At 61.2% G+C, this 22,409-nt stretch carries 20 protein-coding genes; 13 read left to right on the top strand and 7 right to left on the bottom strand.

The window, feature by feature from the left end:
* The first annotated feature begins 61 nt into the window (after positions 1 to 61).
* From BLO50_RS17890 to hisC, 5 genes are all read left to right on the top strand, one after another.
* Positions 62 to 301, top strand: a complete 240-nt coding sequence (locus BLO50_RS17890; RefSeq protein ID WP_090255487.1) for a BolA family protein — start codon at positions 62 to 64, stop codon at positions 299 to 301.
* A gap of 12 nt (positions 302 to 313) precedes the next feature.
* Positions 314 to 1,579: a UDP-N-acetylglucosamine 1-carboxyvinyltransferase gene (gene murA, locus BLO50_RS17885; RefSeq protein WP_090255485.1), complete on the top strand. Its 1,266-nt coding sequence runs from the start codon at positions 314 to 316 to the stop codon at positions 1,577 to 1,579.
* Positions 1,580 to 1,583: 4 nt separating this feature from the next.
* Positions 1,584 to 2,219, top strand: a complete 636-nt coding sequence (gene hisG, locus BLO50_RS17880; protein ID WP_090255484.1) for an ATP phosphoribosyltransferase — start codon at positions 1,584 to 1,586, stop codon at positions 2,217 to 2,219.
* A gap of 124 nt (positions 2,220 to 2,343) precedes the next feature.
* Positions 2,344 to 3,654, top strand: coding sequence for a histidinol dehydrogenase (gene hisD / locus BLO50_RS17875; RefSeq protein ID WP_090255482.1), 1,311 nt, complete (start codon positions 2,344 to 2,346; stop codon positions 3,652 to 3,654).
* 60 nt (positions 3,655 to 3,714) lie between these two features.
* Positions 3,715 to 4,767 carry a histidinol-phosphate transaminase gene (gene hisC / locus BLO50_RS17870; protein ID WP_090255480.1) on the top strand — a complete coding sequence of 351 codons (1,053 nt, stop codon included), beginning with the start codon at positions 3,715 to 3,717 and terminating at the stop codon, positions 4,765 to 4,767.
* 65 nt (positions 4,768 to 4,832) lie between these two features.
* On the opposite strand, the gene BLO50_RS17865 is transcribed toward hisC, so the two are convergent.
* The 3 genes from BLO50_RS17865 to algW form a co-directional block, all read right to left on the bottom strand.
* Positions 4,833 to 5,561, bottom strand: a complete 729-nt coding sequence (locus tag BLO50_RS17865; protein ID WP_090255477.1) for a DUF4198 domain-containing protein — start codon at positions 5,559 to 5,561, stop codon at positions 4,833 to 4,835.
* Between the two features lie 23 nt (positions 5,562 to 5,584).
* Positions 5,585 to 7,669 carry a TonB-dependent siderophore receptor gene (locus tag BLO50_RS17860; RefSeq protein WP_090255475.1) on the bottom strand — a complete coding sequence of 695 codons (2,085 nt, stop codon included), beginning with the start codon at positions 7,667 to 7,669 and terminating at the stop codon, positions 5,585 to 5,587.
* A 96-nt stretch (positions 7,670 to 7,765) separates the two neighbouring features.
* A complete protein-coding gene (algW, locus tag BLO50_RS17855) occupies positions 7,766 to 8,908 on the bottom strand; it encodes a Do family serine endopeptidase AlgW (RefSeq protein ID WP_090255473.1) in 1,143 nt (380 codons plus the stop codon).
* Between the two features lie 111 nt (positions 8,909 to 9,019).
* On the opposite strand from algW, the gene BLO50_RS17850 reads away from it, so the two are divergent.
* From BLO50_RS17850 to cysN, 3 genes are all read left to right on the top strand, one after another.
* Positions 9,020 to 9,778 (top strand): Nif3-like dinuclear metal center hexameric protein, encoded by a 759-nt coding sequence (locus BLO50_RS17850; protein WP_090255472.1) that lies wholly within the window; start codon positions 9,020 to 9,022, stop codon positions 9,776 to 9,778.
* Between the two features lie 142 nt (positions 9,779 to 9,920).
* Positions 9,921 to 10,838, top strand: coding sequence for a sulfate adenylyltransferase subunit CysD (cysD, locus tag BLO50_RS17845; RefSeq protein ID WP_069517898.1), 918 nt, complete (start codon positions 9,921 to 9,923; stop codon positions 10,836 to 10,838).
* Position 10,839: 1 nt separating this feature from the next.
* Positions 10,840 to 12,738: a sulfate adenylyltransferase subunit CysN gene (cysN, locus tag BLO50_RS17840; RefSeq protein ID WP_090255470.1), complete on the top strand. Its 1,899-nt coding sequence runs from the start codon at positions 10,840 to 10,842 to the stop codon at positions 12,736 to 12,738.
* Between the two features lie 83 nt (positions 12,739 to 12,821).
* On the opposite strand, the gene BLO50_RS17835 is transcribed toward cysN, so the two are convergent.
* A complete protein-coding gene (locus BLO50_RS17835; protein ID WP_090255468.1) occupies positions 12,822 to 13,259 on the bottom strand; it encodes a Z-ring associated ZapG family protein in 438 nt (145 codons plus the stop codon).
* A gap of 152 nt (positions 13,260 to 13,411) precedes the next feature.
* Between BLO50_RS17835 and BLO50_RS17830 the strand changes: the two genes are divergently transcribed.
* The 4 genes from BLO50_RS17830 (at position 13,412) to rhlE1 (ending at position 18,263) form a co-directional block, all read left to right on the top strand.
* Positions 13,412 to 14,041, top strand: coding sequence for an alpha/beta hydrolase (locus BLO50_RS17830; protein ID WP_090255465.1), 630 nt, complete (start codon positions 13,412 to 13,414; stop codon positions 14,039 to 14,041).
* Positions 14,042 to 14,226: 185 nt separating this feature from the next.
* Positions 14,227 to 15,573 (top strand): tryptophan--tRNA ligase, encoded by a 1,347-nt coding sequence (locus BLO50_RS17825; RefSeq protein WP_090255463.1) that lies wholly within the window; start codon positions 14,227 to 14,229, stop codon positions 15,571 to 15,573.
* 116 nt (positions 15,574 to 15,689) lie between these two features.
* Positions 15,690 to 16,784, top strand: coding sequence for a cell division protein ZapE (zapE, locus tag BLO50_RS17820; RefSeq protein ID WP_090255460.1), 1,095 nt, complete (start codon positions 15,690 to 15,692; stop codon positions 16,782 to 16,784).
* Between the two features lie 138 nt (positions 16,785 to 16,922).
* Positions 16,923 to 18,263, top strand: a complete 1,341-nt coding sequence (rhlE1, locus tag BLO50_RS17815) for an RNA helicase RhlE1 (protein WP_090255458.1) — start codon at positions 16,923 to 16,925, stop codon at positions 18,261 to 18,263.
* Positions 18,264 to 18,332: 69 nt separating this feature from the next.
* Here the strand turns inward: rhlE1 and BLO50_RS17810 are convergent, their stop codons facing one another.
* The 3 genes from BLO50_RS17810 to BLO50_RS17800 all read right to left on the bottom strand — a co-directional run bounded on the left by BLO50_RS17810 (position 18,333) and on the right by BLO50_RS17800 (position 21,120).
* Positions 18,333 to 18,788, bottom strand: a complete 456-nt coding sequence (locus BLO50_RS17810; RefSeq protein WP_090255456.1) for a PAS domain-containing protein — start codon at positions 18,786 to 18,788, stop codon at positions 18,333 to 18,335.
* A gap of 3 nt (positions 18,789 to 18,791) precedes the next feature.
* Entirely contained in the window at positions 18,792 to 19,793 is a 1,002-nt protein-coding gene (locus BLO50_RS17805; protein ID WP_090255453.1) for a response regulator, read from the bottom strand.
* An 85-nt stretch (positions 19,794 to 19,878) separates the two neighbouring features.
* Entirely contained in the window at positions 19,879 to 21,120 is a 1,242-nt protein-coding gene (locus BLO50_RS17800; RefSeq protein ID WP_090255451.1) for a TIGR03862 family flavoprotein, read from the bottom strand.
* Positions 21,121 to 21,233: 113 nt separating this feature from the next.
* On the opposite strand from BLO50_RS17800, the gene BLO50_RS17795 reads away from it, so the two are divergent.
* Positions 21,234 to 22,367: an aminotransferase class V-fold PLP-dependent enzyme gene (locus BLO50_RS17795; RefSeq protein ID WP_090255449.1), complete on the top strand. Its 1,134-nt coding sequence runs from the start codon at positions 21,234 to 21,236 to the stop codon at positions 22,365 to 22,367.
* The last annotated feature ends 42 nt before the right edge of the window (positions 22,368 to 22,409 follow it).

Here is a 22,409-nt window from a genome sequence, read left to right as displayed (position 1 = left end):
ATGCTCGACCCGCGAGCGTCTGCTCGGCAGTCGTTAATTCATGCAGTGATCGAGGTTGAGCATGCAGGCCTTAGAAGTAAAGAGTCTCCTTGAGGCTAAATTGCCGGATACCCAGGTGGAAGTTGAAGGCGAAGGCTGCAACTTTCAGCTGAACCTGATCAGTGACGAATTGGCCGCCCTTAGTCCGGTCAAACGCCAGCAGCAGATCTACGCTCACCTCAATGCCTGGATCGCCGATGGCAGCATCCACGCCGTGAGTATGAAATTCTTCAGCCGTGCCGATTGGGCCGCGCGCTCCTAAACCGAGAGAATCATGGACAAACTGATTATTACCGGCGGTGTGCGCCTTGATGGCGAAATCCGCATTTCCGGGGCGAAGAACTCTGCCCTGCCGATTCTCGCCGCCACCCTGCTCGGTGACGCGCCTGTCACCATCTGCAACCTGCCGCACCTGCACGACATCACCACCATGATCGAGCTGTTCGGTCGTATGGGCATCGAGCCGATCATCGACGAGAAGCTCAGCGTCGAAGTCGACGCGCGGGCGATCAAGACTCTGGTTGCGCCCTATGAGCTGGTGAAAACCATGCGCGCCTCGATCCTGGTGCTCGGCCCGATGGTCGCGCGCTTTGGTTATGCCGAAGTGGCCCTGCCGGGTGGCTGCGCCATCGGCTCGCGTCCGGTTGACCTGCACATCCGTGGCCTCGAAGCCATGGGCGCGATCATCGATGTCGAGGCCGGCTACATCAAGGCCAAGGCTCCTGAAGGCGGCCTGCGTGGCGCGCATTTCTTCTTCGATACCGTGAGTGTGACCGGTACTGAAAACATCATGATGGCCGCGACCCTGGCCCGTGGCCGCAGCGTGCTGGAAAACGCCGCGCGCGAGCCGGAAGTGGTCGACCTGGCCAACTGCCTGATTGCCATGGGCGCAAAAATTAGCGGTGCTGGTACTGACACCATCACCATCGATGGCGTCGAGCGTCTGCACGGTGCGCGTTTCAGCGTGATGCCTGACCGTATCGAAACCGGTACCTACCTGGTGGCTGCGGCTGTCACGGGCGGCCGCGTCAAAGTGAAAGACACCGATCCGACCACCTTGGAAGCCGTGCTTTCCAAGTTGCAGGAAGCCGGTGCCGAAGTGACCTGTGGTAATGACTGGATCGAGCTGAATATGCATGGCAAGCGGCCGAAAGCCGTCAACCTGCGTACCGCTCCGTACCCGGCGTTCCCTACCGATATGCAGGCGCAGTTTATTGCCCTCAATGCAATTGCCGAGGGCACCGGCACGGTGATCGAAACCGTGTTCGAAAACCGCTTTATGCATGTGCATGAAATGATCCGCATGGGCGCGCAGATCCAGGTCGAGGGCAACACCGCCATCGTCACTGGGGTCGAGAAGCTCAAGGGCGCGCCCGTCATGGCCACCGACCTGCGAGCGTCAGCCAGCCTGGTGATCTCGGCACTGGTCGCCGAAGGTGACACCTTGATCGACCGCATTTACCACATCGACCGTGGTTACGAGTGCATCGAAGAGAAATTGCAGTTGCTGGGGGCGAAGATTCGCCGCGTGCCGGGCTAAGACCATGCTGACCATTGCTCTTTCCAAAGGCCGGATTCTCGATGACACCCTGCCGCTGCTGGCAGCGGCGGGCATTGAGCCGACCGAGAACCCGGATAAAAGTCGCAAGCTGATCATCCCGACCACTTTGGATGATGTGCGTCTGCTGATCGTGCGCGCCACCGATGTGCCGACCTATGTCGAGCACGGCGCAGCGGACCTCGGCGTGGCCGGTAAAGACGTGTTGATGGAATACGGCGGCCAGGGGCTGTATGAGCCACTGGACCTGCGCATTGCCCAATGCAAGCTGATGACCGCCGGTGCTGTTGGCGCACCAGAGCCGAAAGGCCGTCTGCGGGTAGCCACCAAGTTCGTCAACGTGGCCAAACGGTATTACGCCGAGCAGGGCCGTCAGGTCGATATCATCAAGCTGTATGGTTCGATGGAGCTGGCACCGCTGGTGGGGTTGGCCGACAAGATCATTGACGTGGTTGACACCGGTAACACCCTGCGTGCCAACGGCTTGGAAGCTCAGGAGCTGATCGCCATGATCAGCTCGCGGCTGATCGTCAATAAGGCGTCGATGAAGATGCAGCACGCGCGCATTCAGGCGTTGATCGACACCCTGCGCGATGCGGTTGAAGCGCGACACCCCCGCTAATACCCTCAACGCGGCATTACGCCGCGTCTGCCTATCCGTGTCATAGCCAATTATCTCGGGCGTCCATACGGTGGGCTTGGTAGCCTAGCGACGCCCGAGCATTTGCCAATTTAAGAGGCCCGCTATGACCGCTCCAATCGCTATCCGCCGACTCAATGCCGCTGACCAGGACTTTGCCCAGCATCTGGATCATCTGCTGAGCTGGGAAAGTGTCTCGGACGACGCGGTCAACCAGCGCGTGCTTGATATCATCAAGGCGGTGCGTGAGCGCGGCGATGCGGCGCTGGTCGAGTTCACCAAGCAGTTCGATGGCCTGGATGTTGCGTCCATGGCGGATCTGATTCTGCCGCGCGAGCGTCTGGAACTGGCCCTGACCCGCATCACGCCGGAGCAGCGCAGCGCCCTGGAAAAAGCCGCCGAGCGCGTGCGCAGCTACCACGAGCGGCAGAAACAGGATTCCTGGACCTACACCGAAGCTGACGGCACGGTGTTGGGGCAAAAGGTCACCCCGCTGGATCGCGCCGGTCTGTACGTGCCGGGTGGCAAAGCATCCTATCCGTCTTCGGTGCTGATGAACGCCATCCCGGCCAAGGTCGCTGGCGTGCCGGAAGTGGTGATGGTGGTGCCGACTCCACGTGGCGAAATCAATGAGCTGGTGCTGGCTGCCGCCTGCATCGCTGGCGTGGACCGGGTATTTACCATCGGTGGCGCCCAGGCCGTGGCTGCGTTGGCCTATGGCACCGAGAGCGTGCCTCCAGTGGATAAAATCGTGGGGCCCGGCAATATCTACGTCGCCACTGCCAAGCGTCATGTATTCGGCAAAGTCGGCATCGATATGATCGCCGGCCCTTCGGAGATTCTGGTGGTGTGTGACGGTCAGACCGATCCGGACTGGATCGCCATGGACCTGTTCTCCCAGGCCGAGCACGACGAAGACGCCCAGTCGATCCTGGTCAGCCCGGATGCCGCCTTCCTTGATCGCGTCGCCGAAAGCATTGCCAAGCTGCTGCCGACCCTGGAGCGCGAGACGATTGCACGCACCTCACTGGAAGGCCGTGGTGCGCTGATTCAGGTGGCCGACATGGCTCAGGCCATTGAAGTGGCTAACCGCATTGCCCCGGAGCACCTGGAGCTGTCGGTGGAAAACCCGGAAGAATATCTGCCGCTGATTCGTCACGCTGGCGCGATCTTTATGGGCCGTTACACCGCCGAGGCCCTGGGTGACTACTGCGCCGGCCCTAACCACGTGCTGCCGACCTCGGGTACCGCGCGTTATTCCTCGCCGCTGGGGGTGTATGACTTCCAGAAACGCTCGTCGATCATTCACTGTTCGGCTGAGGGTGCGTCGGAACTGGGCAAGGTGGCCAGTGTGCTGGCCCGTGGCGAGTCGCTGACCGCCCACGCCCGTAGCGCCGAATACCGCATCAAGAACTGAATTTTCAGGGCGCGCGAGGCGCGCCTCACCCCAGAATCGAATTCGAGGAGAGAAGGGCAGATGAGCAAATTCTGGAGCCCCTTCGTCAAAGACCTAGTGCCTTATGTGCCAGGTGAGCAGCCGAAGCTGGCCAAGCTGGTCAAGCTCAACACCAACGAAAACCCCTATGGTCCTTCGCCCAAGGCCATCGCCGCCATGCAGGCCGAGGTCAATGACAACCTGCGCCTGTACCCGGATCCGAACAGCGACCGCCTGAAACAGGCGGTGGCTGACTATTACGGCGTGCAGACCGCTCAGGTATTTGTCGGCAACGGTTCCGACGAGGTGCTGGCGCACGCCTTCCACGGTCTATTCCAGCACGGCCAGCCGCTGCTGTTCCCGGATATCAGCTACAGCTTCTACCCGGTGTACTGCGGCCTGTATGGCATCGATTTTGTGCAGGTGCCGCTGGATGAGCAGTTCCAGATTCGCGTTGAGGATTACGTGCGGCCCAACGGCGGCATTATCTTCCCCAACCCCAATGCGCCGACTGGCTGTGGGCTGGCGCTGGAGGCGATCGAGCGTTTGCTCAAGGCCAACCCGGATACCGTGGTGCTGGTGGATGAAGCCTATATCGACTTCGGCGGTGAGACGGCGATCAGTCTGGTGGACAAGTACCCGAACCTGCTGGTCAGCCAAACCTTGTCTAAGTCGCGCTCGTTGGCCGGATTGCGGGTCGGCATTGCGGTGGGGCACCCGGACCTGATCGAAGCGCTGGAGCGGATCAAGAACAGCTTTAACTCCTACCCGTTGGACCGTATGGCGATTGCCGGCGCGGCGGCGGCATTTGAGGATAAGGCTTACTTCGAGCAGACCTGCCAGCGGGTGATCGACAGTCGTGACGCTGTGGTTAGCGGGCTGCAAACCTTGGGCTTTGAGGTGCTGCCATCACAGGCGAACTTCGTGTTTGCCCGCCATCCGGACAAGGACGCGGCGACTCTGGCGGCTGGTTTGCGTGAGCAGGGCGTGATCGTGCGTCACTTCAAGCAGCAGCGCATTGCCCAGTTCCTGCGTATCACCATTGGCACGCCGGAGCAGAACCAGGCGCTGCTGGATGCTCTGCAAGGTCTGTAACTGGCAGCCGTAAAAAAGCCGGAGCAGTGCTCCGGCTTTTTCTTTTCTGCGGCTTGGGCTGAGGCTTACTCGTGGTGCGCTGCGCCGAGGAAGGTCAGCGAGGTAAACAGGCCGCGCGTCTCGATGTCCTTGTCACCTTTGACTGGCAGGTCGATGGACGCGCTGATGATATTCAGCCCTTCGTTACGTACCAGCACCTGGGCGCGGCCGTCGGCATCGGTGGTGGCACTGACCTGGTGCGGCGCGCCACGGTAGTCTCCGACCAGCTCAACCCCGGCAGCCGGTTTGCCATCTACCAGCACCCGCACGGCCAGCGGCTTGCCGGGGCCGACCTTGAGTGGATCGACTTCCGGCAGGATAACCATCTTCAATTGATCCAGCTTCGGCAACTTGGCGCCTTCCTGGTAAATCGCCAGGCTGTACTTGAACGTGTGCAGTGACTCGGTCGAGTTCGGCACTTTGCTGCGGCCCTGGTTGATCCACTGTTTGTCCGGGGTTAGCGACCAGGCGCCGTTATCCAGGGCTACGCCGAGCACCGCCGGGTTTTTCAGCGGTAGCAGACGGGCGTGATCCTCCAGGCGCTGGACGGTCGCCGGAATCATCTTACCGGCGGCGTCATAGGCCCAGGCGCCGCTGATTTTCTCGGCCTTGAAAGCGTTGTCCTCGGCACCGTGGCCGTAGATGGTTTCGATATGGCCGCGGCGCTGTTCGGTCCACAGGCCGTGTGCCTGGACCTGCCCGGCGAGCATGGCGGCAAATAGCGCGGTGAGCATGGCGGGTTTGACGGTACGCATACTGGGGTTCCTTGAGTGGTGGGTCAGAGATTAAGGGTCAGGCTGAGGCTGAGGTTGCGTGGGTCGCCGGGCATGACCCAGACGTTGTTGTAGGCGCGCTCGTAGTACTCGCGGTCGAACAGGTTGTTGAGGTTCAGGCCGATGCTCAGGTCGTCACTGGCCTGATAGCGCGCCAGCAGGTCGACGGTGCTGTAGGCCGGTAACTCGAAGTCGCTGCCGGCTTGCCCAGAGCGATCCCCTACATAGTTGAACGCGGCGCCGATGTCCGAGCCGCGTAGGCGGCCTTCCTGAAACTGGTAGACGGTTAGCAGACTGCCGCTGTGGCGGGCGACGCCGAGCAGCTTGCTTCCGACTGGCAGGCTGTTGTCTTCGGTGACTTCGGCATCGATAAAGGCGTATGCACCAATGATGCGTACGGCATCGCTGAGCTGGCCGCTGAACTGCATATCCAGGCCCTGGCTGCGCGCTTTGCCGGCCGCGATGCTGTCGCCGGGATTGGCCGGGTCGGCGGTCAGCACGTTTTCCTTGTCGATATGAAACAGCGCGATGGTCGCGCCCAGGCGGCTGTCGAGCAGGTCGAGCTTCAGCCCGGTTTCATAGCCCAGGCCCTTCTCCGGTTTGAACACCGTGCCCTGGCTGCTGATGCTGTTGGGCTTGAACGAGGTGGAGGCGTTGGCGAACACCCCGATCTGCGGCGTCAGTTGATAGAGCAGCCCTGTGCGCGCGGTGGTGACATCCTTGTTCTGTTCGTTGCTGACCCGGGTGCTGCGGTTCAGCGCGGTCTGTTCGAAGCGCTCGAAGCGCGCGCCGATCAGGCCACTCAGGCGTTCGCTGAAGCTGATCTGATCCTGCAAATTGAGGGCAAAGCTCTCGGTATGCTCGAAGAAGTCGTTGGGATTGACGATGGCCGGCTTGGCCTGGCCGTACTGCGGTTGGTAGATGTTCTGGCCGTAGCCCAGGGTGGTCGCGCTTTGCGGGTACTTCTGGCTGTTGCGGTAGTTCTCGTACTCCAGCCCGGCGAGAGTCTGGTGCTGCCAGCTGTCGAGGTTGAAGCTGCCATGCAGTTCGGCTTGGGTGATGCTGTCGTTCCATTCGAAGCTGCGCTGGCGATAGAAACGCGTCAGGGTGTCGCCGACCAGGCGTGACGGCTCGGAGCTATTGCCTTGGAGGCGACCTTGGGCGTAGTGGTTGGCCAGGCGTAGCTTCCAGCTGTCATTGAGGTAGCGTTCCAGGCTGACCTGCAGCATCTGGTTGTCGTTGCGGATGCTGCCGTCGTTCGGTTCGCCCATAAACGTGGAGTCTTTCACCGCGCCCATGCGGTTGTTCACTGCCGGTATGCCACGGTCGAATACCGATTCGGTGCGGGTGAATTCGCTCTCGATCAGTAACAGGGTATCGGGGTTCAGCTGCCAGCTTAGCGACGGACTGACGATCTGCCGCTCACTGCCGACATGGTCGCGAAAGCTCTGGTTGTCCTCGACCGCCAGGTTGACCCGCGACAGCAGAGTGGCGTCGTCATTCAGCGGGGTGTTGACGTCCAGACTGCTGCGGTAGCGGTCCCAGCTGCCGGCGCTGGCCTTGAGCTGGCTGAAAGCCTCGGCCTGCGGCTTCTTGCTGACGATATTGATCATGCCGCCCGGGTCGCCACGGCCATACAAGCTGGCAGCCGGGCCTTTGAGTACTTCGATGCGCTCAATGCCGGAGGCGTCCGGCGAACTGTAGCTGCCACGGTTGATGGCGAAGCCGTTTTTGTACAGCTCGCCGGTGGTGAAGCCGCGCACGCTGTAATTGAGGAAGGTCAGGCCGCCGAAGTTGTTCTGCCTGGACACGCCGCCGGCAAAGTCCAGGGCGCGGTCGATGCGCGAGGTACCCAGGTCATCGAGCACCTGTGCGGGTACCACATTGATGCTCTGGGCAATCTGGGCAATCGGCGTATCGGTACGCGTCGCGCTGGCCGAGCGGGTGGCGCGGTAACCCTGAACCGGGCCATCTGCTCGTTCCTGGCGGGCGGTGACGGTGGTGGCAGAGAGCTCAACGGGGTTTTCTGCTGCTGCAGCAAAGGTGCTGGGAAGCAGCAGGCTGGCGAGTAAGGCGTGGGCGGCGCGCAAGGGGAGACATCCTTCTGCTGTATTTAATGTAATAACATAACATTAAAATTGAGAAGAGTTATCGCTTGCGTTGCGCAAAGTGAAAAAGGAGGAGGGTTAGCTGCCGTTGACGGGTGGTCTTACACCGATCTCAGCGGTCAGTTTCAGGGGCTTGCCGTTGCGCAGGATGTCGATGCTGATCTTCTCACCCGGCTTGGCGCGCGCCACCTGGTTCATCGAGCGGCGGCCATCGCCGGCGGCTTCGCCATCGATGCTGAGGATCAGGTCGCCTGGCTGTAGGCCGGCTTTCTGCGCGGGGCCGTCGCGGTAAATGCCGGCCACGACGATCCCGGGGCGGCCGTCCATACCGAAGGATTCCGCCAGCTCTGGGGTCAACGGTTGTACTTCGATGCCCAGCCAGCCGCGAATCACCTGGCCGTGCTCGATAATCGCCTGCATTACATCCATCGCCAGTTTGACCGGGATGGCAAAGCCGATGCCTTGTGAGCCGCCGGACTTGGAGAAAATCGCGGTGTTGATACCCACCAGGTTGCCGTAGGCATCCACCAGGGCGCCGCCGGAGTTGCCGGGGTTGATCGCCGCGTCGGTCTGGATGAAGTCTTCGTAGGTGTTGAGGCCCAGCTGGTTGCGCCCGGTGGCGCTGATGATGCCCATGGTCACGGTTTGGCCAACGCCGAACGGGTTGCCGATGGCCAGGCTGACGTCGCCAATGCGGATATTGTCTGAGCGACCGAGGGTGATAAACGGCAGGTCCTGCAGGTCGATTTTCAGCACCGCGAGGTCAGTTTCCGGGTCGCTGCCAATGATGCGAGCCAGGGTCTCGCGGCCATCTTTCAGAGCCACCACGATCTGATCAGCACCCGCGACCACATGGTTGTTGGTCAGCAAGTAGCCTTCCGGGCTCATGATCACTGCCGAGCCGAGGCTCGACTCCATACGCCGTTGCTTGGGCAGGTTATCGCCGAAGAACTTGCGAAACTGCGGGTCCTCGAACAATGGATGCGCAGGTTTGTTGACGAACTTGGTGGTGTACAGGTTGGCGACGGCCGGCGAGGCCAGATTCACCGCGTCGGCATAGGAAACCGGACCTTCCTGCATGCGGCTGTAGAACGGTGCCTGGCGCACGTGCACGTCCTGCCCCGGCAAGCCGACCCACTGGGGGAAATACTGCATGATCAGCAGTGCTGACAGCACACCGACCAACAGGGGCCAGCCGAGGAAACGCAGGGCCTTGAACATCGATCCAATCCTGAGGGTTGCCGGGGGCGGATGCGCCCCTTAAGGTGCGCCATTATAGAGAGGTGGCTGCGAATAAAGCAGCGCCTGCACACCTGTTGATAAGGAAACCCTATGGCCATTGCCCTGGCTACCCTGGTGGAAGAAGCCGACCGCTACCTGAATGCCGCGCGCATCAGTGATTACTGTCCCAATGGCCTGCAGGTCGAGGGCCGGCCACAGGTGCGGCGTATCGTCAGCGGCGTGACCGCCAGTCAGGCGCTGATCGAGGCTGCGGTTGAAGCCGACGCCGATGTGCTACTGGTGCATCACGGTTACTTCTGGAAGGGCGAGAATCCCTGCATCACCGGGATGAAGCGCCGTCGTCTGCAGACCCTGCTGGCCAACGACATCAGCCTGCTGGCCTATCACCTGCCACTGGATGTGCACCCCGATGTTGGCAACAACGTGCAGCTGGCCGCTCAGCTGGGTATTACCGTGGAAGGCCCGCTGGAGCCAGAGAATCCGCGCACCGTCGGTCTAATCGGCTCGCTGGCCGAGGCCATGAGCCCGCGCGATTTCGCCCGCCATGTGCATCAGGTGCTTGGCCGCAAACCACTGCTGGTCGAAGGCGACGAGATGATTCGTCGAGTCGGTTGGTGCACCGGCGGCGGTCAGGGGTATGTCGATCAGGCGATTGCCGCTGGGGTTGATCTGTACCTGACCGGTGAAGCGTCCGAGCAGACCTTCCACAGCGCTCGCGAGAATGGCATCAGCTTTATTGCCGCCGGCCATCACGCTACCGAGCGTTACGGTGTGCAGGCGTTGGGTGATTATCTGGCGCGGCGCTTTGCTATTGAGCATCTGTTTATTGATTGCCCAAACCCAATCTGAGGCGCAATTACCGCCTTCCCGGCAGGTATAAAGCTAGATCGTTTCGATCTAACTGGGCTCCTGATTAGAAGTGGGTGCTGTGCTAGAGTGCGCCCTCGTCCACGGCCCGCCGGCCCAAACACATCGCATTTCGTGAGTAGCCATGCTCGATAAACTGACCCACCTGAAACAGCTGGAGGCGGAAAGTATCCACATCATTCGTGAAGTGGCCGCCGAATTCGACAACCCGGTAATGCTCTATTCCATCGGTAAAGACTCCGCCGTGATGCTGCACCTGGCACGCAAGGCGTTCTTTCCTGGGAAGCTGCCGTTCCCGGTGATGCACGTCGACACGCGCTGGAAGTTTCAGGAGATGTACAGCTTCCGCGAGAAGATGGTCAACGAGTACGGCCTGGACCTGATCACCCACATCAACCCCGATGGCGTGGCGCAGGACATGAACCCCTTCACCTACGGCAGTGCCAAGCACACCGACGTGATGAAGACCGAGGGCCTCAAGCAGGCGCTGGACAAGTACGGCTTTGACGCCGCCTTCGGTGGCGCGCGCCGCGACGAAGAAAAATCCCGCGCTAAAGAGCGTGTGTATTCCTTCCGCGACAGCAAGCACCGCTGGGACCCGAAGAACCAGCGTCCCGAGCTGTGGAATGTGTACAACGGCAACGTCAAGAAGGGCGAGTCGATCCGTGTGTTCCCGCTGTCCAACTGGACCGAGCTGGACATCTGGCAGTACATCTACCTTGAGCAGATTCCGATCGTGCCGCTCTACTTCGCCGCCGAGCGTGAAGTGATCGAGAAGAATGGCACGCTGATCATGATCGACGACGATCGCATCCTTGAGCACCTCTCGGATGAAGAGAAAGCGCGTATCACCAAGAAGATGGTGCGCTTCCGTACCCTCGGCTGCTACCCGCTGACCGGCGCGGTGGAATCCACGGCCACCAGCCTCACTGACATTATTCAGGAAATGCTCCTGACCCGTACTTCCGAGCGCCAGGGCCGCGTCATCGACCACGATGCTGCCGGTTCCATGGAAGAGAAAAAACGTCAGGGGTATTTCTAATATGTCGCACCAATCCGATCTGATCAGCGAAGACATCCTCGCTTACCTGGCCCAGCACGAGCGTAAAGAACTGCTGCGCTTCCTTACCTGCGGCAACGTCGACGACGGCAAAAGCACCCTGATTGGCCGCCTGCTGCACGACTCCAAGATGATCTATGAAGACCATCTGGAAGCCATTACCCGTGACTCGAAGAAGTCCGGGACCACTGGCGAGGAAGTCGATCTGGCATTGCTGGTCGACGGCCTGCAGGCCGAGCGCGAGCAGGGCATCACTATCGACGTGGCCTACCGCTATTTCAGCACCGCCAAGCGCAAATTCATCATCGCCGACACCCCCGGCCATGAGCAGTACACCCGCAACATGGCCACTGGTGCCTCCACCTGCGACCTGGCGATCATCCTGATCGACGCGCGCTACGGTGTGCAGACCCAGACCAAGCGTCATAGCTTTATCGCCAGCCTGCTGGGCATCAAGCACATCGTTGTGGCCATCAACAAGATGGACCTCAAGGGCTTCGATCAAGGCGTATTCGAGCAGATCAAGACCGATTACCTGAAGTTCGCCGAAGGTATTGCACTCAAGCCAAGCTCGCTGCACTTCGTGCCGATGTCGGCGCTGAAGGGCGACAACGTGGTGAACAAGAGCGAGCAGTCGCCTTGGTACACCGGCCAGTCGCTGATGGAAATTCTGGAAACCGTGGAAGTGGCGGGCGATCGCAATTTCGACGACCTGCGCTTCCCGGTGCAGTACGTCAACCGTCCGAACCTCAACTTCCGTGGTTTCGCCGGCACCCTGGCCAGCGGCATCGTGCGCAAGGGCGACGAAATCATCGCGCTGCCGTCGGGCAAGGGCAGCAAGGTCAAATCCATCGTCACCTTCGAAGGTGAGCTGGAGCAGGCCGGTCCAGGTCAGGCGATCACCATCACCCTGGAAGACGAAATCGACGTCTCCCGTGGCGACATGCTGGTGCATGCCGACAACCGTCCGCAGGTGGTCGACAGCTTCGACGCCATGTTGGTGTGGATGGCTGAAGAGCCGATGCTGCCGGGCAAGAAATACGACATCAAGCGTGCCACCAGCTATGTGCCGGGCTCGATTGCCAGCATCACCCACCGGGTCGATGTGAACACCCTGGAGCACGGCGCGGCGAGCAGCCTGCAACTCAATGAAATCGGCCAGGTGCGTATCGCCCTGGATGCGCCGATTGCGCTGGATGGCTACGCGCACAACCGCACCACTGGCTCGTTTATCGTCATCGACCGTCTGACCAACGGCACCGTGGGTGCTGGCATGATCATCGCTGAGCCGGTTGAGGCTGGCGCGGGTGGCCATCATGGCAAGCTGGCGCACGTGTCCACCGAAGAGCGTGCCACGCGCTTCGGCCAGCAGCCGGCTACCGTGCTGTTCAGCGGCCTGTCCGGCGCGGGCAAGAGCACCTTGGCCTACGCCGTAGAGCGCAAGCTGTTCGACATGGGTCGCGCGGTTTATGTGCTGGATGGCCAGAATCTGCGCCATGACCTGAACAAAGGTCTGCCGCAGGATCGTGCCGGGCGCACCGAGAACTGGCGTCGTGCCGCGCACGTTGCGCGTCAGTTCAACGAGGCCGGCTTGCTGACCCTGGCCGCCTTCGTGGCGCCGGATGCCGAGGGCCGCGAACAGGCCAAAGCATTGATTGGTGCTGAGCGCCTGATCACTGTCTATGTGCAGGCGTCTCCGCAGGTCTGCGCCGAGCGTGATCCACAGGGCTTGTACGCGGCGGGTGGTGACAATATCCCGGGTGAATCCTTCCCCTATGACGTGCCGCTGAATGCCGATCTGGTGATCGATACGCAGTCGCTGTCGGTGGAAGAGGGCGTCAAGCAGGTGTTGGCTCTGCTGCGTGAGCGCGGCGCCATCTAAATCTGCTGCACATTAAAAAGCCCCGTCTAGTGCGGGGCTTTTTATTGCCTGTTCGGTCGCCGAAACGACCGAGTCAGCGGCGTTTACTTGTTCTTCAAGCCGTAGCTTTCATCGAGCATGCCCGGTACATCGGCGCTTTTAGGCGCGTAGTCTTTGGGCATTTCGTGATGGACCGGTGCCTTGATACGCTCGCGCTTTTCACTGCTTTCATCGGCGTGCAGGGTGGCGAGCAGGCGCTGGCGAGTCAGCTCGTCGAGTGCCAGGCGATTGGCCCCGTCCGACAGGTGCTGTTGCACGTCCAGTTGAGTTTGGCTGAGCTTTTTCACCAGGTTGGCGGTGGTGTTGAAATGAGTCACCACCTCGCTTTGGTAGGTGTCGAAGCGTTCTTGAATTTCATCCAGCTGACGCTGGGTGCGGCTAGGGGCGGCATTGGGTGCCAGGCGGGCAATCAGGAAGCCAATGGCAATACCAGCTACCAGGGTAATGGCGGGTAGCAACCAGGCGGTGAGCGTCTGTTCCACGAGTCCTTCCTCTCTAAACGGCTTTGCTTTACGTTAACGGCTCGAACCTGTGCTGTATACCGCAATGCAATGCCGAAACGTTTGCGGTGGTGTGTATGGCGCAGGCTGTCAGCTAGACGAGTCGACCCACTGCGAGGTCACGGAGTTCCCTGTTGCTCACCCGCGAAACCCCTCTGATGATTGCCGGCCCCAGCGGCCAACTCGAAGCCCTGTGGCTGGACACCCCCGAGGCCCGTGGCGTGGCGCTGATCTGCCACCCCAATCCGGTGCAGGGCGGCACCATGCTCAACAAGGTGGTTTCCACCCTGCAGCGCACGGCCCGTGACTGTGGCTTGGCAACGTTGCGTTTCAATTACCGTGGCGTCGGCGCCAGTGCGGGCAGCCACGATATGGCCAGCGGTGAGGTGGATGATGCCGAGGCCGTGGCCAACTGGCTGCGTGCGCAGCATCCCGAATTACCCGTGACCCTGCTGGGTTTTTCCTTTGGTGGCTTTGTCGCCGCTGCGCTCGGCGCACGCCTGGAAGCCCAGGGTGTGACGCTCGACAAGCTGTTTATGGTGGCGCCGGCGGTGCAGCGCCTGAGCGAAGAAACGCCCCCAGCCAGCAACTGTCCGCTGATCCTGATCCAGCCTGAAGACGACGAAGTGATCGACCCGCAGGTGGTGTACCAGTGGTCGGCGGCACTCGGGCGTGCCCATGAGCTGCTGAAAGTGGCAGAATGCGGCCACTTTTTTCACGGCAAGCTTACTGATCTCAAAGATCTGCTGCTGCCGCGTCTCTGATCTGCTGCGCGTCGGCCTGGCGTTGTTAAAAACAGGCCGGGACGCGGCGTCTCGGAATGCTCATTTACACCAGTAAACTCCGTTTTCTCGCCGTTTTGACCAGCCGTAGGCTGTTACTAACGTAGGGCCTAGCCAGGCTCTAGCTCGCGAGATCATAAGATGGCTCAAGTAAAGCGAACCTGAACATGACCACTCGTATCCTTACCGGCATCACCACCACCGGCACGCCGCACCTCGGCAACTACGCGGGCGCGATTCGCCCGGCCATCGTCGCCAGCCGCGCCGCTGATGCAGATTCGTTCTACTTCCTGGCCGACTACCACGCGCTGATCAAGTGCGATGAGCCGGCGCGGATCCAGCGTTCCCGTCTGGAAATCGCCGCCACCTGGCTGGCGCTGGGGCTGGATACCGACAAGGCAACTTTCTACCGCCAGTCGGATATCCCCGAGATTCCCGAGCTGTGCTGGTTGCTCACCTGCGTTGCCGGCAAGGGCCTGCTTAATCGCGCGCACGCCTACAAGGCTTCGGTGGACAAGAACGTTGAGCAGGGCGAAGACCCGGATGCGGGCATCACCATGGGCCTGTTTAGCTACCCGGTGCTGATGGCAGCGGACATCCTGATGTTCAACGCGCACAAGGTGCCGGTTGGCCGCGATCAGATCCAGCACGTGGAAATGGCCCGCGATATCGGTCAGCGCTTCAACCACCTGTTCGGCCAAGGTAAAGAGCTGTTCACCCTGCCCGAAGCGGTGATCGAGGAAGACGTAGCGACCTTGCCAGGCCTCGATGGGCGCAAGATGAGCAAGAGCTACGACAACACCATCCCGTTGTTCGGCAGTGCCAAGCAACTCAAGGATGCGGTTGCCCGTGTCGTGACTGACTCCAAGCTGCCGGGTGAACCCAAAGATCCCGACAGCTCGCACCTGTTCACCCTTTATCAAGCCTTTGCCGCACCCACTCAGCAGGCGGACTTCCGTGCTGCGCTGGAAGGCGGCATGGCCTGGGGCGAAGCCAAGCAGGCGCTGTGTAACTTGCTGGAGGCCGAGCTGGGCGAGGCGCGCGAGCGTTACCATGCGCTGATCAGCAAACCGGCCGATCTGGAAGACATCCTCCTGGCCGGTGCCGCCAAGGCGCGCAAGACTGCTACACCGTTTCTCGGTGAGCTGCGCGAGGCTGTGGGCCTGCGCTCGTTCCGCAGCCAAGCCGTCAATACGGCGGGCGAGAAGAAAAAAGCCGGCAAGAGCGCGCGCTTTGTCAGCTTCCGCGACGATGACGGCAGCTTCCGCTTCCGCCTGCTGGATGCCGCTGGCGAGCAGTTGCTGCTGTCCAAATCGTTTGCCGATGGTAAAGCGGCAGGCATGGCTAATAAGCGTCTGCAATCCGGTGAAGCATTGGATGTGCGCGAGCAGGATGGCGGTTTTGGCGTCTGGTTGGACGATGAGTGCGTGGCGCAAAGCCCTACATTCGCCGACAGCAGTGCCTGTCAGGCGGCGATTCAGCGCCTGCGTGAGGCGCTAGCACCCGCTGAGTAACGCGCAGGGCGGTGCATTAATCGGATTTCCGTCCAGCAGCCATGCTGGCCGATTGCCAATCAACGGGGGCGTCGCTAAAGTGACGCCCCCGTTTTACTTGCCCGGCTAACGAATTTATGACCCCCCTAGAACGCTACCAGGCTGACCTTAAACGCCCTGATTTCTTTCATGACGCTGCCCAGGAAACTGCGGTGCGTCACTTGCAGCGCCTGTATGACGATCTGATCGCTGCCGATAAGGGCAGCGCCGGCGTCTTCGGCAAGCTGTTCGGCAAAAAAACGCAGGGGCCGGTCAAGGGCCTGTACTTCTGGGGTGGCGTGGGTCGTGGCAAAACCTACCTGGTCGACACCTTTTTTGATGCGCTGCCGTTCGAGCGCAAGGTGCGCACGCACTTCCACCGCTTTATGAAGCGCGTGCACGAAGAAATGCGCACCCTCAAGGGCGAGAAGAACCCGCTGACCATTATCGGCAAGCGTTTCGCCGATGAGGCGCGGGTGATTTGCTTCGACGAATTCTTCGTCAGCGATATTACCGACGCGATGATCCTCGCCACCCTGCTGGAAGAGCTGTTCAAGAATGGTGTGAGCTTGGTTGCTACCTCCAATATTGTGCCCGATGGCCTGTACAAGGACGGCCTGCAGCGCGCGCGCTTCCTGCCGGCCATCGCCCTTCTCAAGCAGCACACCGAGATCGTCAATGTCGACAGCGGTATTGACTACCGTCTGCGTGCGTTGGAGCAAGCCGAGCTGTTCCACTGGCCGCTGGACGCTGCCGCCGAAGAAAGCCTGCAGAAGAGCTTTGTCAGCCTGTTGCCCGAGCACTGCGAGGTGCAGGAAAACGAGCCGCTGATGATCGAGAGCCGCGCCATCGTGGCGCGCAAGGTTGGTGATGACGTGGCCTGGTTCGACTTCCGTGAGCTGTGCGATGGCCCGCGTAGCCAGAACGACTACATCGAACTGGGTAAAATCTTCCATGCGGTGCTGCTGGCCAATGTCGAGCAGATGAGCACCGCGAAGGACGATATGGCCCGGCGCTTTATCAACCTGGTGGACGAGTTCTATGACCGCAACGTCAAGCTGATCATCTCTGCCGAGGTGGAGCTGAAAGACCTCTACACTGGTGGTCGTCTTACCTTCGAGTTCCAGCGCACGCTGAGTCGTCTGCTGGAAATGCAATCCCACGAGTTTCTCGCGCGGCCGCACAAGCCCTAACTCAACACGCGTACGCTCGTACCTTAAAGCCCGGATCATTCCGGGCTTTGTAGTTGATGGCCCGGTGAAGACAGCCAGGCCGTCCACGCCCAAGCAGGATAAACTCTGCGCCATCGACTTATTTCAGCGGTTAGCCCTATGACGTTTGCCTCCCTCGGCCTGATCGAGCCTCTGCTACGCACCCTCGACAGCCTCGATTACAAAACCCCCACGGCCGTGCAGGCGCAGGCCATCGTGCCGGTTCTGCAAGGCCGCGACCTGATGGCCGCCGCGCAGACCGGCACCGGCAAGACCGCAGGTTTTGCTCTGCCGGTGCTGCAGCGGCTGATGATGGAAGGCCCAGAGGTGGCGAGTAATTCGGTGCGTGCGCTGGTGCTGGTGCCGACCCGTGAGCTGGCCGAGCAGGTGCTGCAGAGTTTTCTCACCTACGGTCAGCACCTGCCGCTGCGCAGCTACGCGGTGTATGGCGGGGTCAGCATCAACCCGCAGATGATGAAGCTGCGCAAAGGCGTGGACGTGCTGGTGGCCACCCCAGGCCGCTTGCTCGACCTGTTCCGGCAGAACGCGGTGAAGTTCAATCAGGTGCAAACCCTAGTGCTGGATGAAGCCGACCGCATGCTCGATCTGGGGTTTGCCAACGAGCTCGAGAGTGTGTTCCGTGCGCTGCCTAAAAAGCGCCAGACCCTGCTGTTCTCCGCGACCTTCTCTGAAGCGATCCGCAGCATGGCCGGCGAGATGCTGAATGATCCACTGAGCATCGAGGTCAGCCCGCGTAACGCCGCCGCCAAGTCGGTCAAGCAGTGGCTGATCCCGGTGGACAAGAAGCGCAAGAGCGAGCTGTTCCTGCACCTCTATCAAACCAAGCGCTGGAGCCAAGCACTGGTGTTTGTGAAAACCCGCAAGGGTGTTGATGAGCTGGAAGCTGAGCTGCAGCGCCACGGCATCAGTGCCGACTCGATTCACGGCGACAAACCTCAGGCCACCCGTCAGCGCGCGTTGCAGCGCTTCAAGGATGGCGAGATCAAGGTGCTGGTGGCTACTGATGTGGCAGCCCGTGGTCTGGATATCGACGACATGCCGCTGGTGGTCAACTTCGACCTGCCCATCGTCGCCGAAGACTATGTGCACCGTATCGGCCGCACCGGGCGTGCCGGCACCACCGGTCAGGCGGTATCGCTGGTCTGCGCTGATGAAGTGCAGCTGCTCTCGGCCATCGAAACCCTGACCCAGCAAGTGCTGCAGCGCATCGACGAACCAGACTTTATCCCCGACCACCGCGTGCCGCAGACCCTGCCCGGCGGCCAGGTGGTGAAAAAACCAAAGAAGGCCAAGAAGCCGAAAGTGGTCGGCGGCGGTAAAGGCGGCAGCCTGGGACGCTGGATGGAGACCGATGAACCGGCTGCGCCGGCGGTCAAGGCTGTACGCAAGGTGCCGAGCTTTGGCGGGAAAGCGGGTAAGCCCGGTAAGTTTGTTAAGTAATCTCAGCCGCATCCCGGATGCAATCCGGGGGCGTCTTTTGCCCGAATGCGCCGCTCGCGGGCAAATCGCTTAGCGATTGGCCTGCGCCGCTTCCAGTTGTTTCTTATGGGTGGCCGCGGCGGTCATGTCGTAGATCACTACGCAGATATGTTCCACCGCGTTGCCCGAACCGCCCAGTGGCAGCAGGGTGACGTTCTGGTACATAAAGTCTTCCTGGCCGGTAATCGGCTGGTAGTTCTTGAAGTGCATCAGGTAGGGATGCTGTTCCCATAGGCTGAAAGCACGGGTGCCCAGCGCTACGACGGTATCCACCTTGCGCCTTAGCCAGGCTTCGTCGATTTCACTGAACAGGCTGAACAGGGTTTTGCCGTGCACCTCGTCCGGGCCCATGCCAGAGTGGTTTTCCATAAAGCTGTTCCACACCTCAACCCGGTATTGGCGGTCGAGCACGATCACGCCAACGTCAATGCACTGCACGATATCGAGCAGCCAGTGAACCTCTTTGATGTCTATCTGTGCTGGCATGGCTTAACTCATCAGGTAGTTGAGTTTGTTGGTCAGGCGCTTGATCGAGTCTTCGGTAAACAGCAGCAATAGATCAAAGTGAATGTTGTGGGCTTCCAGGCTGTAGCTCACCTCAATGGCCAGGGTTTTGCGCCAGCGCCGCTGGTTGAGGTGAATCAGCCGCTCGATGGAGGAATGCTGGCCCAACAGCTGTGGATGGCCCTGGGAGAAGCGCACGTCGATCTGTTCGGCGATCCCGGCCAAGCAGGCGCCGGTGAGGATGCTGGCCAGGTCCAGCAGCATTTCCGAGGTCTGGGTGTCGTCTTTCGGCTGCCAGCCCAGCAGCTTCGCCATGTCGGCGACTTCTGAGTCATGGAACAGCAGCAGTGCTTCACCGGCGATGCCATCACCAATAAAGCCCTGGCACACCGCGCTCAGGCGCTCGCCACGCATGGCGTCGGTGAGGGTCATGTGCAGCTCACTGACCTCGAAGATATTCACCTGGGGCACCGGCAATTGCACAAAAACGTGCAACACCTTGGCCAGTAACGCGGCGGCGCGGCCCATGGCGACGTTGGTCACTTCACGCAGAGCATCGCGGAAGTTGACCTTCAACTCATCCAGCACGGCGGCCTGAGCAAGCGCAGTCGGAGTGGCTTTGGGGTCGAACAGGCCCAGTTCGAGGAGGGTGTTACGCAGGGTGTCGGGGTCAGCCGGCTTCTTGATAAAGGCCAGTGCACCGAGTTCCTTGACCCGGCGGACGGCTTCATCCTGCACGTCGCCGGACACCACCACGACCTTGCAGGCGAGGCCCTCAGCGCGCATGGCCGCGAGGGTTTCATAACCGTCCAGCACGGGCATGGTGAGATCCAGCAGCATCACCTGGCCCAGCCCCTGACGCAGCGCGGTCAAGGCTTCCTGGCCATTGGTGGCCTGGCTGATGGTCACTGGCCATTCAGGCGGCAGGGCGCGGATCAACTGCTTGCGCGCCATGTTCGAGTCGTCGCAGACCACTAGTGGAATCACGGCTGGAGAGTACCTGTGCGCGTGGAAGAACACCGCTCTGTGACGGTTTTCCCAAGCATAGCCGCTTGAGGCCCGGCGTGTGGGCTTATCTGGTGTGCGGCAGCCAGTTGAGCATGCCTTGGGCGGCGCTGCGGCCGCTGGCAAAGCAGGCGGTCAGCAGGTAGCCGCCGGTGGGCGCTTCCCAGTCAAGCATTTCCCCGGCGCAGAAGGTGCCAGGCAGCGCCTTGAGCATCAGCTGCTCGTCCAGTTGCTCGAACGGCACGCCGCCGGCTGTGCTGATGGCTTCATCCAATGGCCGCGGACGCACCAGGGTGATCGGCAGGGCCTTGATTGCATTGGCCAGCAGTACGGGATCATTGAAGGCTGCAGCGTTGGCCAGTTCGCGCAGCAGAGCAGCTTTGACCCCGTCGATCCCCGCCTGGCGATGCAGGTGTTTAGCCATGGACTGCGAGCCGCGCGGTTTGCTCAGGGCTGCCTGCAATTTAGCCAGCGGCGTTTGCGGCAGCAGGTCGAGGTGCACTGTGGCACTGCCGTGCTGGTTGATCGTCTCGCGAATATCCGCCGACAGGGCGTAGACCAGGCTGCCTTCGATACCGCTTGCGGTCAGCACAAATTCACCCAGACGCGGCGTTTCGCTGGCCAGGTTAAGGCTGACGTTCTTGAGTGGCGCGCCGGCGAACTTGTCCCGCAGAAACAGGCTCCAGGCGCTGACATCGAAGCCGCAGTTGCTTGCTTGCAAGGGCGCGATGCTCACGCCGCGCGCCTGCAGCAGGCTGACCCATGCGCCGTCTGAGCCCAGTCGTGCCCAACTGGCCCCACCCAGGGCCAGCAGTGTGGCGTCGGCGGTCACGGTCTGTTCGCCAGCGGGCGAGGCAATCCGCAGTGCTCCCTCGCTATTCCAGCCCAGCCAGCGATGGCGGGTGTGGATCTGCACACCCAGTTCACGCAGACGCTTGAGCCAGGCACGCAGCAGCGGTGCGGCTTTCATATCGGTGGGGAATACCCTGCCTGAGGTGCCGACAAAGGTGTCGATACCCAGGTCGTGAATCCAGGCGCGCAAGGCGTCGGCATCGAGCGCATCTAGCAGCTCGGCCACTTCAGCCTGGCGCATGCCATAGCGAGCGACAAAGGCCGGCTTGGCTTCGGAATGGGTGATATTCATTCCACCGACCCCGGCCAGGAGGAACTTGCGTCCCACCGAAGGCATGCCGTCGTAAAGATCGACCTGCACACCACCCTGGGCCAGCACTTCGGCCGCCATCAGCCCGGCAGGGCCGCCGCCGATAATGGCAACGCGAGGGGCAAATGCTGGGTGGCTGTCGGTCATGGCGATATCAGGTGGGAATTACGGGCGTGCATTCTAACCGAGCCTGCCGCGACCTTGTCATTTGCGCCGGCTTCGGGCAGGGTCGCGGGAGACTTTTCTGACTGGAGCCCCTTATGTCTGACCTCTACCCCAGCATCGACCCCGACGGTCTGATCGAATACTCGGTGGTTTACACCGACCGCTCCCTCAACCATATGTCGCAGTCGTTTCAGGGCGTGATGACGGATATTTCCAGCACCCTGAAGCAGGTCTACAACGCCCATGCCGTGGCCATCGTGCCCGGTAGCGGCACCTATGGCATGGAGGCTGTAGCGCGTCAGCTGGCCACCGGGCAGAAGTGCCTGGTGCTGCGCAATGGCTGGTTCAGCTACCGCTGGACGCAGATTTTCGAGATGGGCCAGATCCCCTCGGAATCGATTGTGCTCAAGGCGCGTCCGGTTGCCGAGGGCAGTCAGGCCGCATTCATGCCGCCACGGCTGGTCGATGTGCTGGCGGTGATCGCAGCTGAAAAGCCCCAGGTGGTATTTGCCCCGCACGTGGAAACCTCGTCCGGGATGATCCTGCCGGACGGCTATCTGCGCGCCGTGGCGGATGCTGTGCATGCGGTCGGCGGCCTGTTTGTGCTCGATTGCATCGCCTCCGGCACCCTCTGGGTGGATATGCAGGCCTGCGGTATCGATGTGCTGATCAGCGCCCCGCAAAAAGGCTGGAGCGCCTCGCCCTGCTGCGCCCTGGTGATGCTCAGTGAAGCCGCCCAAGCCCGCGTCGAGGCCACTCAAAGCACCAGCTTTGCCTGCGACCTTAAGAAGTGGTTGCAGATCATGCAGGCCTACGAGCAGGGCGGCCACGCCTACCACGCCACCATGCCCAGCGATGCCCTGGCGCGTTTTCGCGATGCCATGCGCGAGGCCGAAGCCATTGGCTTTGCCACCGTGCGCAGCCAGCAGCAGGAGCTCGGTGATCGCGTGCGCGCATTACTGGCCAGCAAAGGCTTTAAAAGCGTGGCCGCCGAAGGCTTCGAGGCCCCCGGGGTGGTGGTGTGCTACACCACCGACGCGAGCATCAAGAACGGCAGCAAATTCGCCGCCCAGGGCCTGCAGATTGCAGCGGGAGTGCCGCTGCAGTGCGATGAGCCAGCAGACTTCCAGACCTTCCGCCTGGGCCTGTTTGGGCTGGATAAGCTGGGTAATATCGAGCGCACCGTGGCGACCCTTGAGCAGGCGCTGGATAAGGTGCTGGCGGGGTAATTGGGCGTTGCAGGTGGACAGTCGCTGTTGTCCACCTGCAGG

It is taken from the genome of Pseudomonas peli, from assembly GCF_900099645.1.
In the GTDB taxonomy this organism is placed as follows: domain Bacteria; phylum Pseudomonadota; class Gammaproteobacteria; order Pseudomonadales; family Pseudomonadaceae; genus Aquipseudomonas; species Aquipseudomonas peli.
The sequence above is the reverse complement of the archived record's forward strand: the minus strand, read 5'-3'. Positions and strand labels throughout refer to the sequence as shown.

Excerpts from the sequence above, each read along its gene's own strand:
- BLO50_RS17890 (WP_090255487.1), top strand. The coding sequence starts at position 62 with ATGCAGGCCTTAGAAGTAAAGAGTCTCCTTGAGGCTAAATTGCCGGAT.
- murA (WP_090255485.1), top strand. The coding sequence starts at position 314 with ATGGACAAACTGATTATTACCGGCGGTGTGCGCCTTGATGGCGAAATC.
- hisG (WP_090255484.1), top strand. The coding sequence starts at position 1,584 with ATGCTGACCATTGCTCTTTCCAAAGGCCGGATTCTCGATGACACCCTG.
- hisD (WP_090255482.1), top strand. The coding sequence starts at position 2,344 with ATGACCGCTCCAATCGCTATCCGCCGACTCAATGCCGCTGACCAGGAC.
- hisC (WP_090255480.1), top strand. The coding sequence starts at position 3,715 with ATGAGCAAATTCTGGAGCCCCTTCGTCAAAGACCTAGTGCCTTATGTG.
- BLO50_RS17865 (WP_090255477.1), bottom strand. The coding sequence starts at position 5,561 with ATGCGTACCGTCAAACCCGCCATGCTCACCGCGCTATTTGCCGCCATG.
- algW (WP_090255473.1), bottom strand. The coding sequence starts at position 8,908 with ATGTTCAAGGCCCTGCGTTTCCTCGGCTGGCCCCTGTTGGTCGGTGTG.
- BLO50_RS17850 (WP_090255472.1), top strand. The coding sequence starts at position 9,020 with ATGGCCATTGCCCTGGCTACCCTGGTGGAAGAAGCCGACCGCTACCTG.
- cysD (WP_069517898.1), top strand. The coding sequence starts at position 9,921 with ATGCTCGATAAACTGACCCACCTGAAACAGCTGGAGGCGGAAAGTATC.
- cysN (WP_090255470.1), top strand. The coding sequence starts at position 10,840 with ATGTCGCACCAATCCGATCTGATCAGCGAAGACATCCTCGCTTACCTG.
- BLO50_RS17825 (WP_090255463.1), top strand. The coding sequence starts at position 14,227 with ATGACCACTCGTATCCTTACCGGCATCACCACCACCGGCACGCCGCAC.
- zapE (WP_090255460.1), top strand. The coding sequence starts at position 15,690 with ATGACCCCCCTAGAACGCTACCAGGCTGACCTTAAACGCCCTGATTTC.
- rhlE1 (WP_090255458.1), top strand. The coding sequence starts at position 16,923 with ATGACGTTTGCCTCCCTCGGCCTGATCGAGCCTCTGCTACGCACCCTC.
- BLO50_RS17810 (WP_090255456.1), bottom strand. The coding sequence starts at position 18,788 with ATGCCAGCACAGATAGACATCAAAGAGGTTCACTGGCTGCTCGATATC.
- BLO50_RS17800 (WP_090255451.1), bottom strand. The coding sequence starts at position 21,120 with ATGACCGACAGCCACCCAGCATTTGCCCCTCGCGTTGCCATTATCGGC.
- BLO50_RS17795 (WP_090255449.1), top strand. The coding sequence starts at position 21,234 with ATGTCTGACCTCTACCCCAGCATCGACCCCGACGGTCTGATCGAATAC.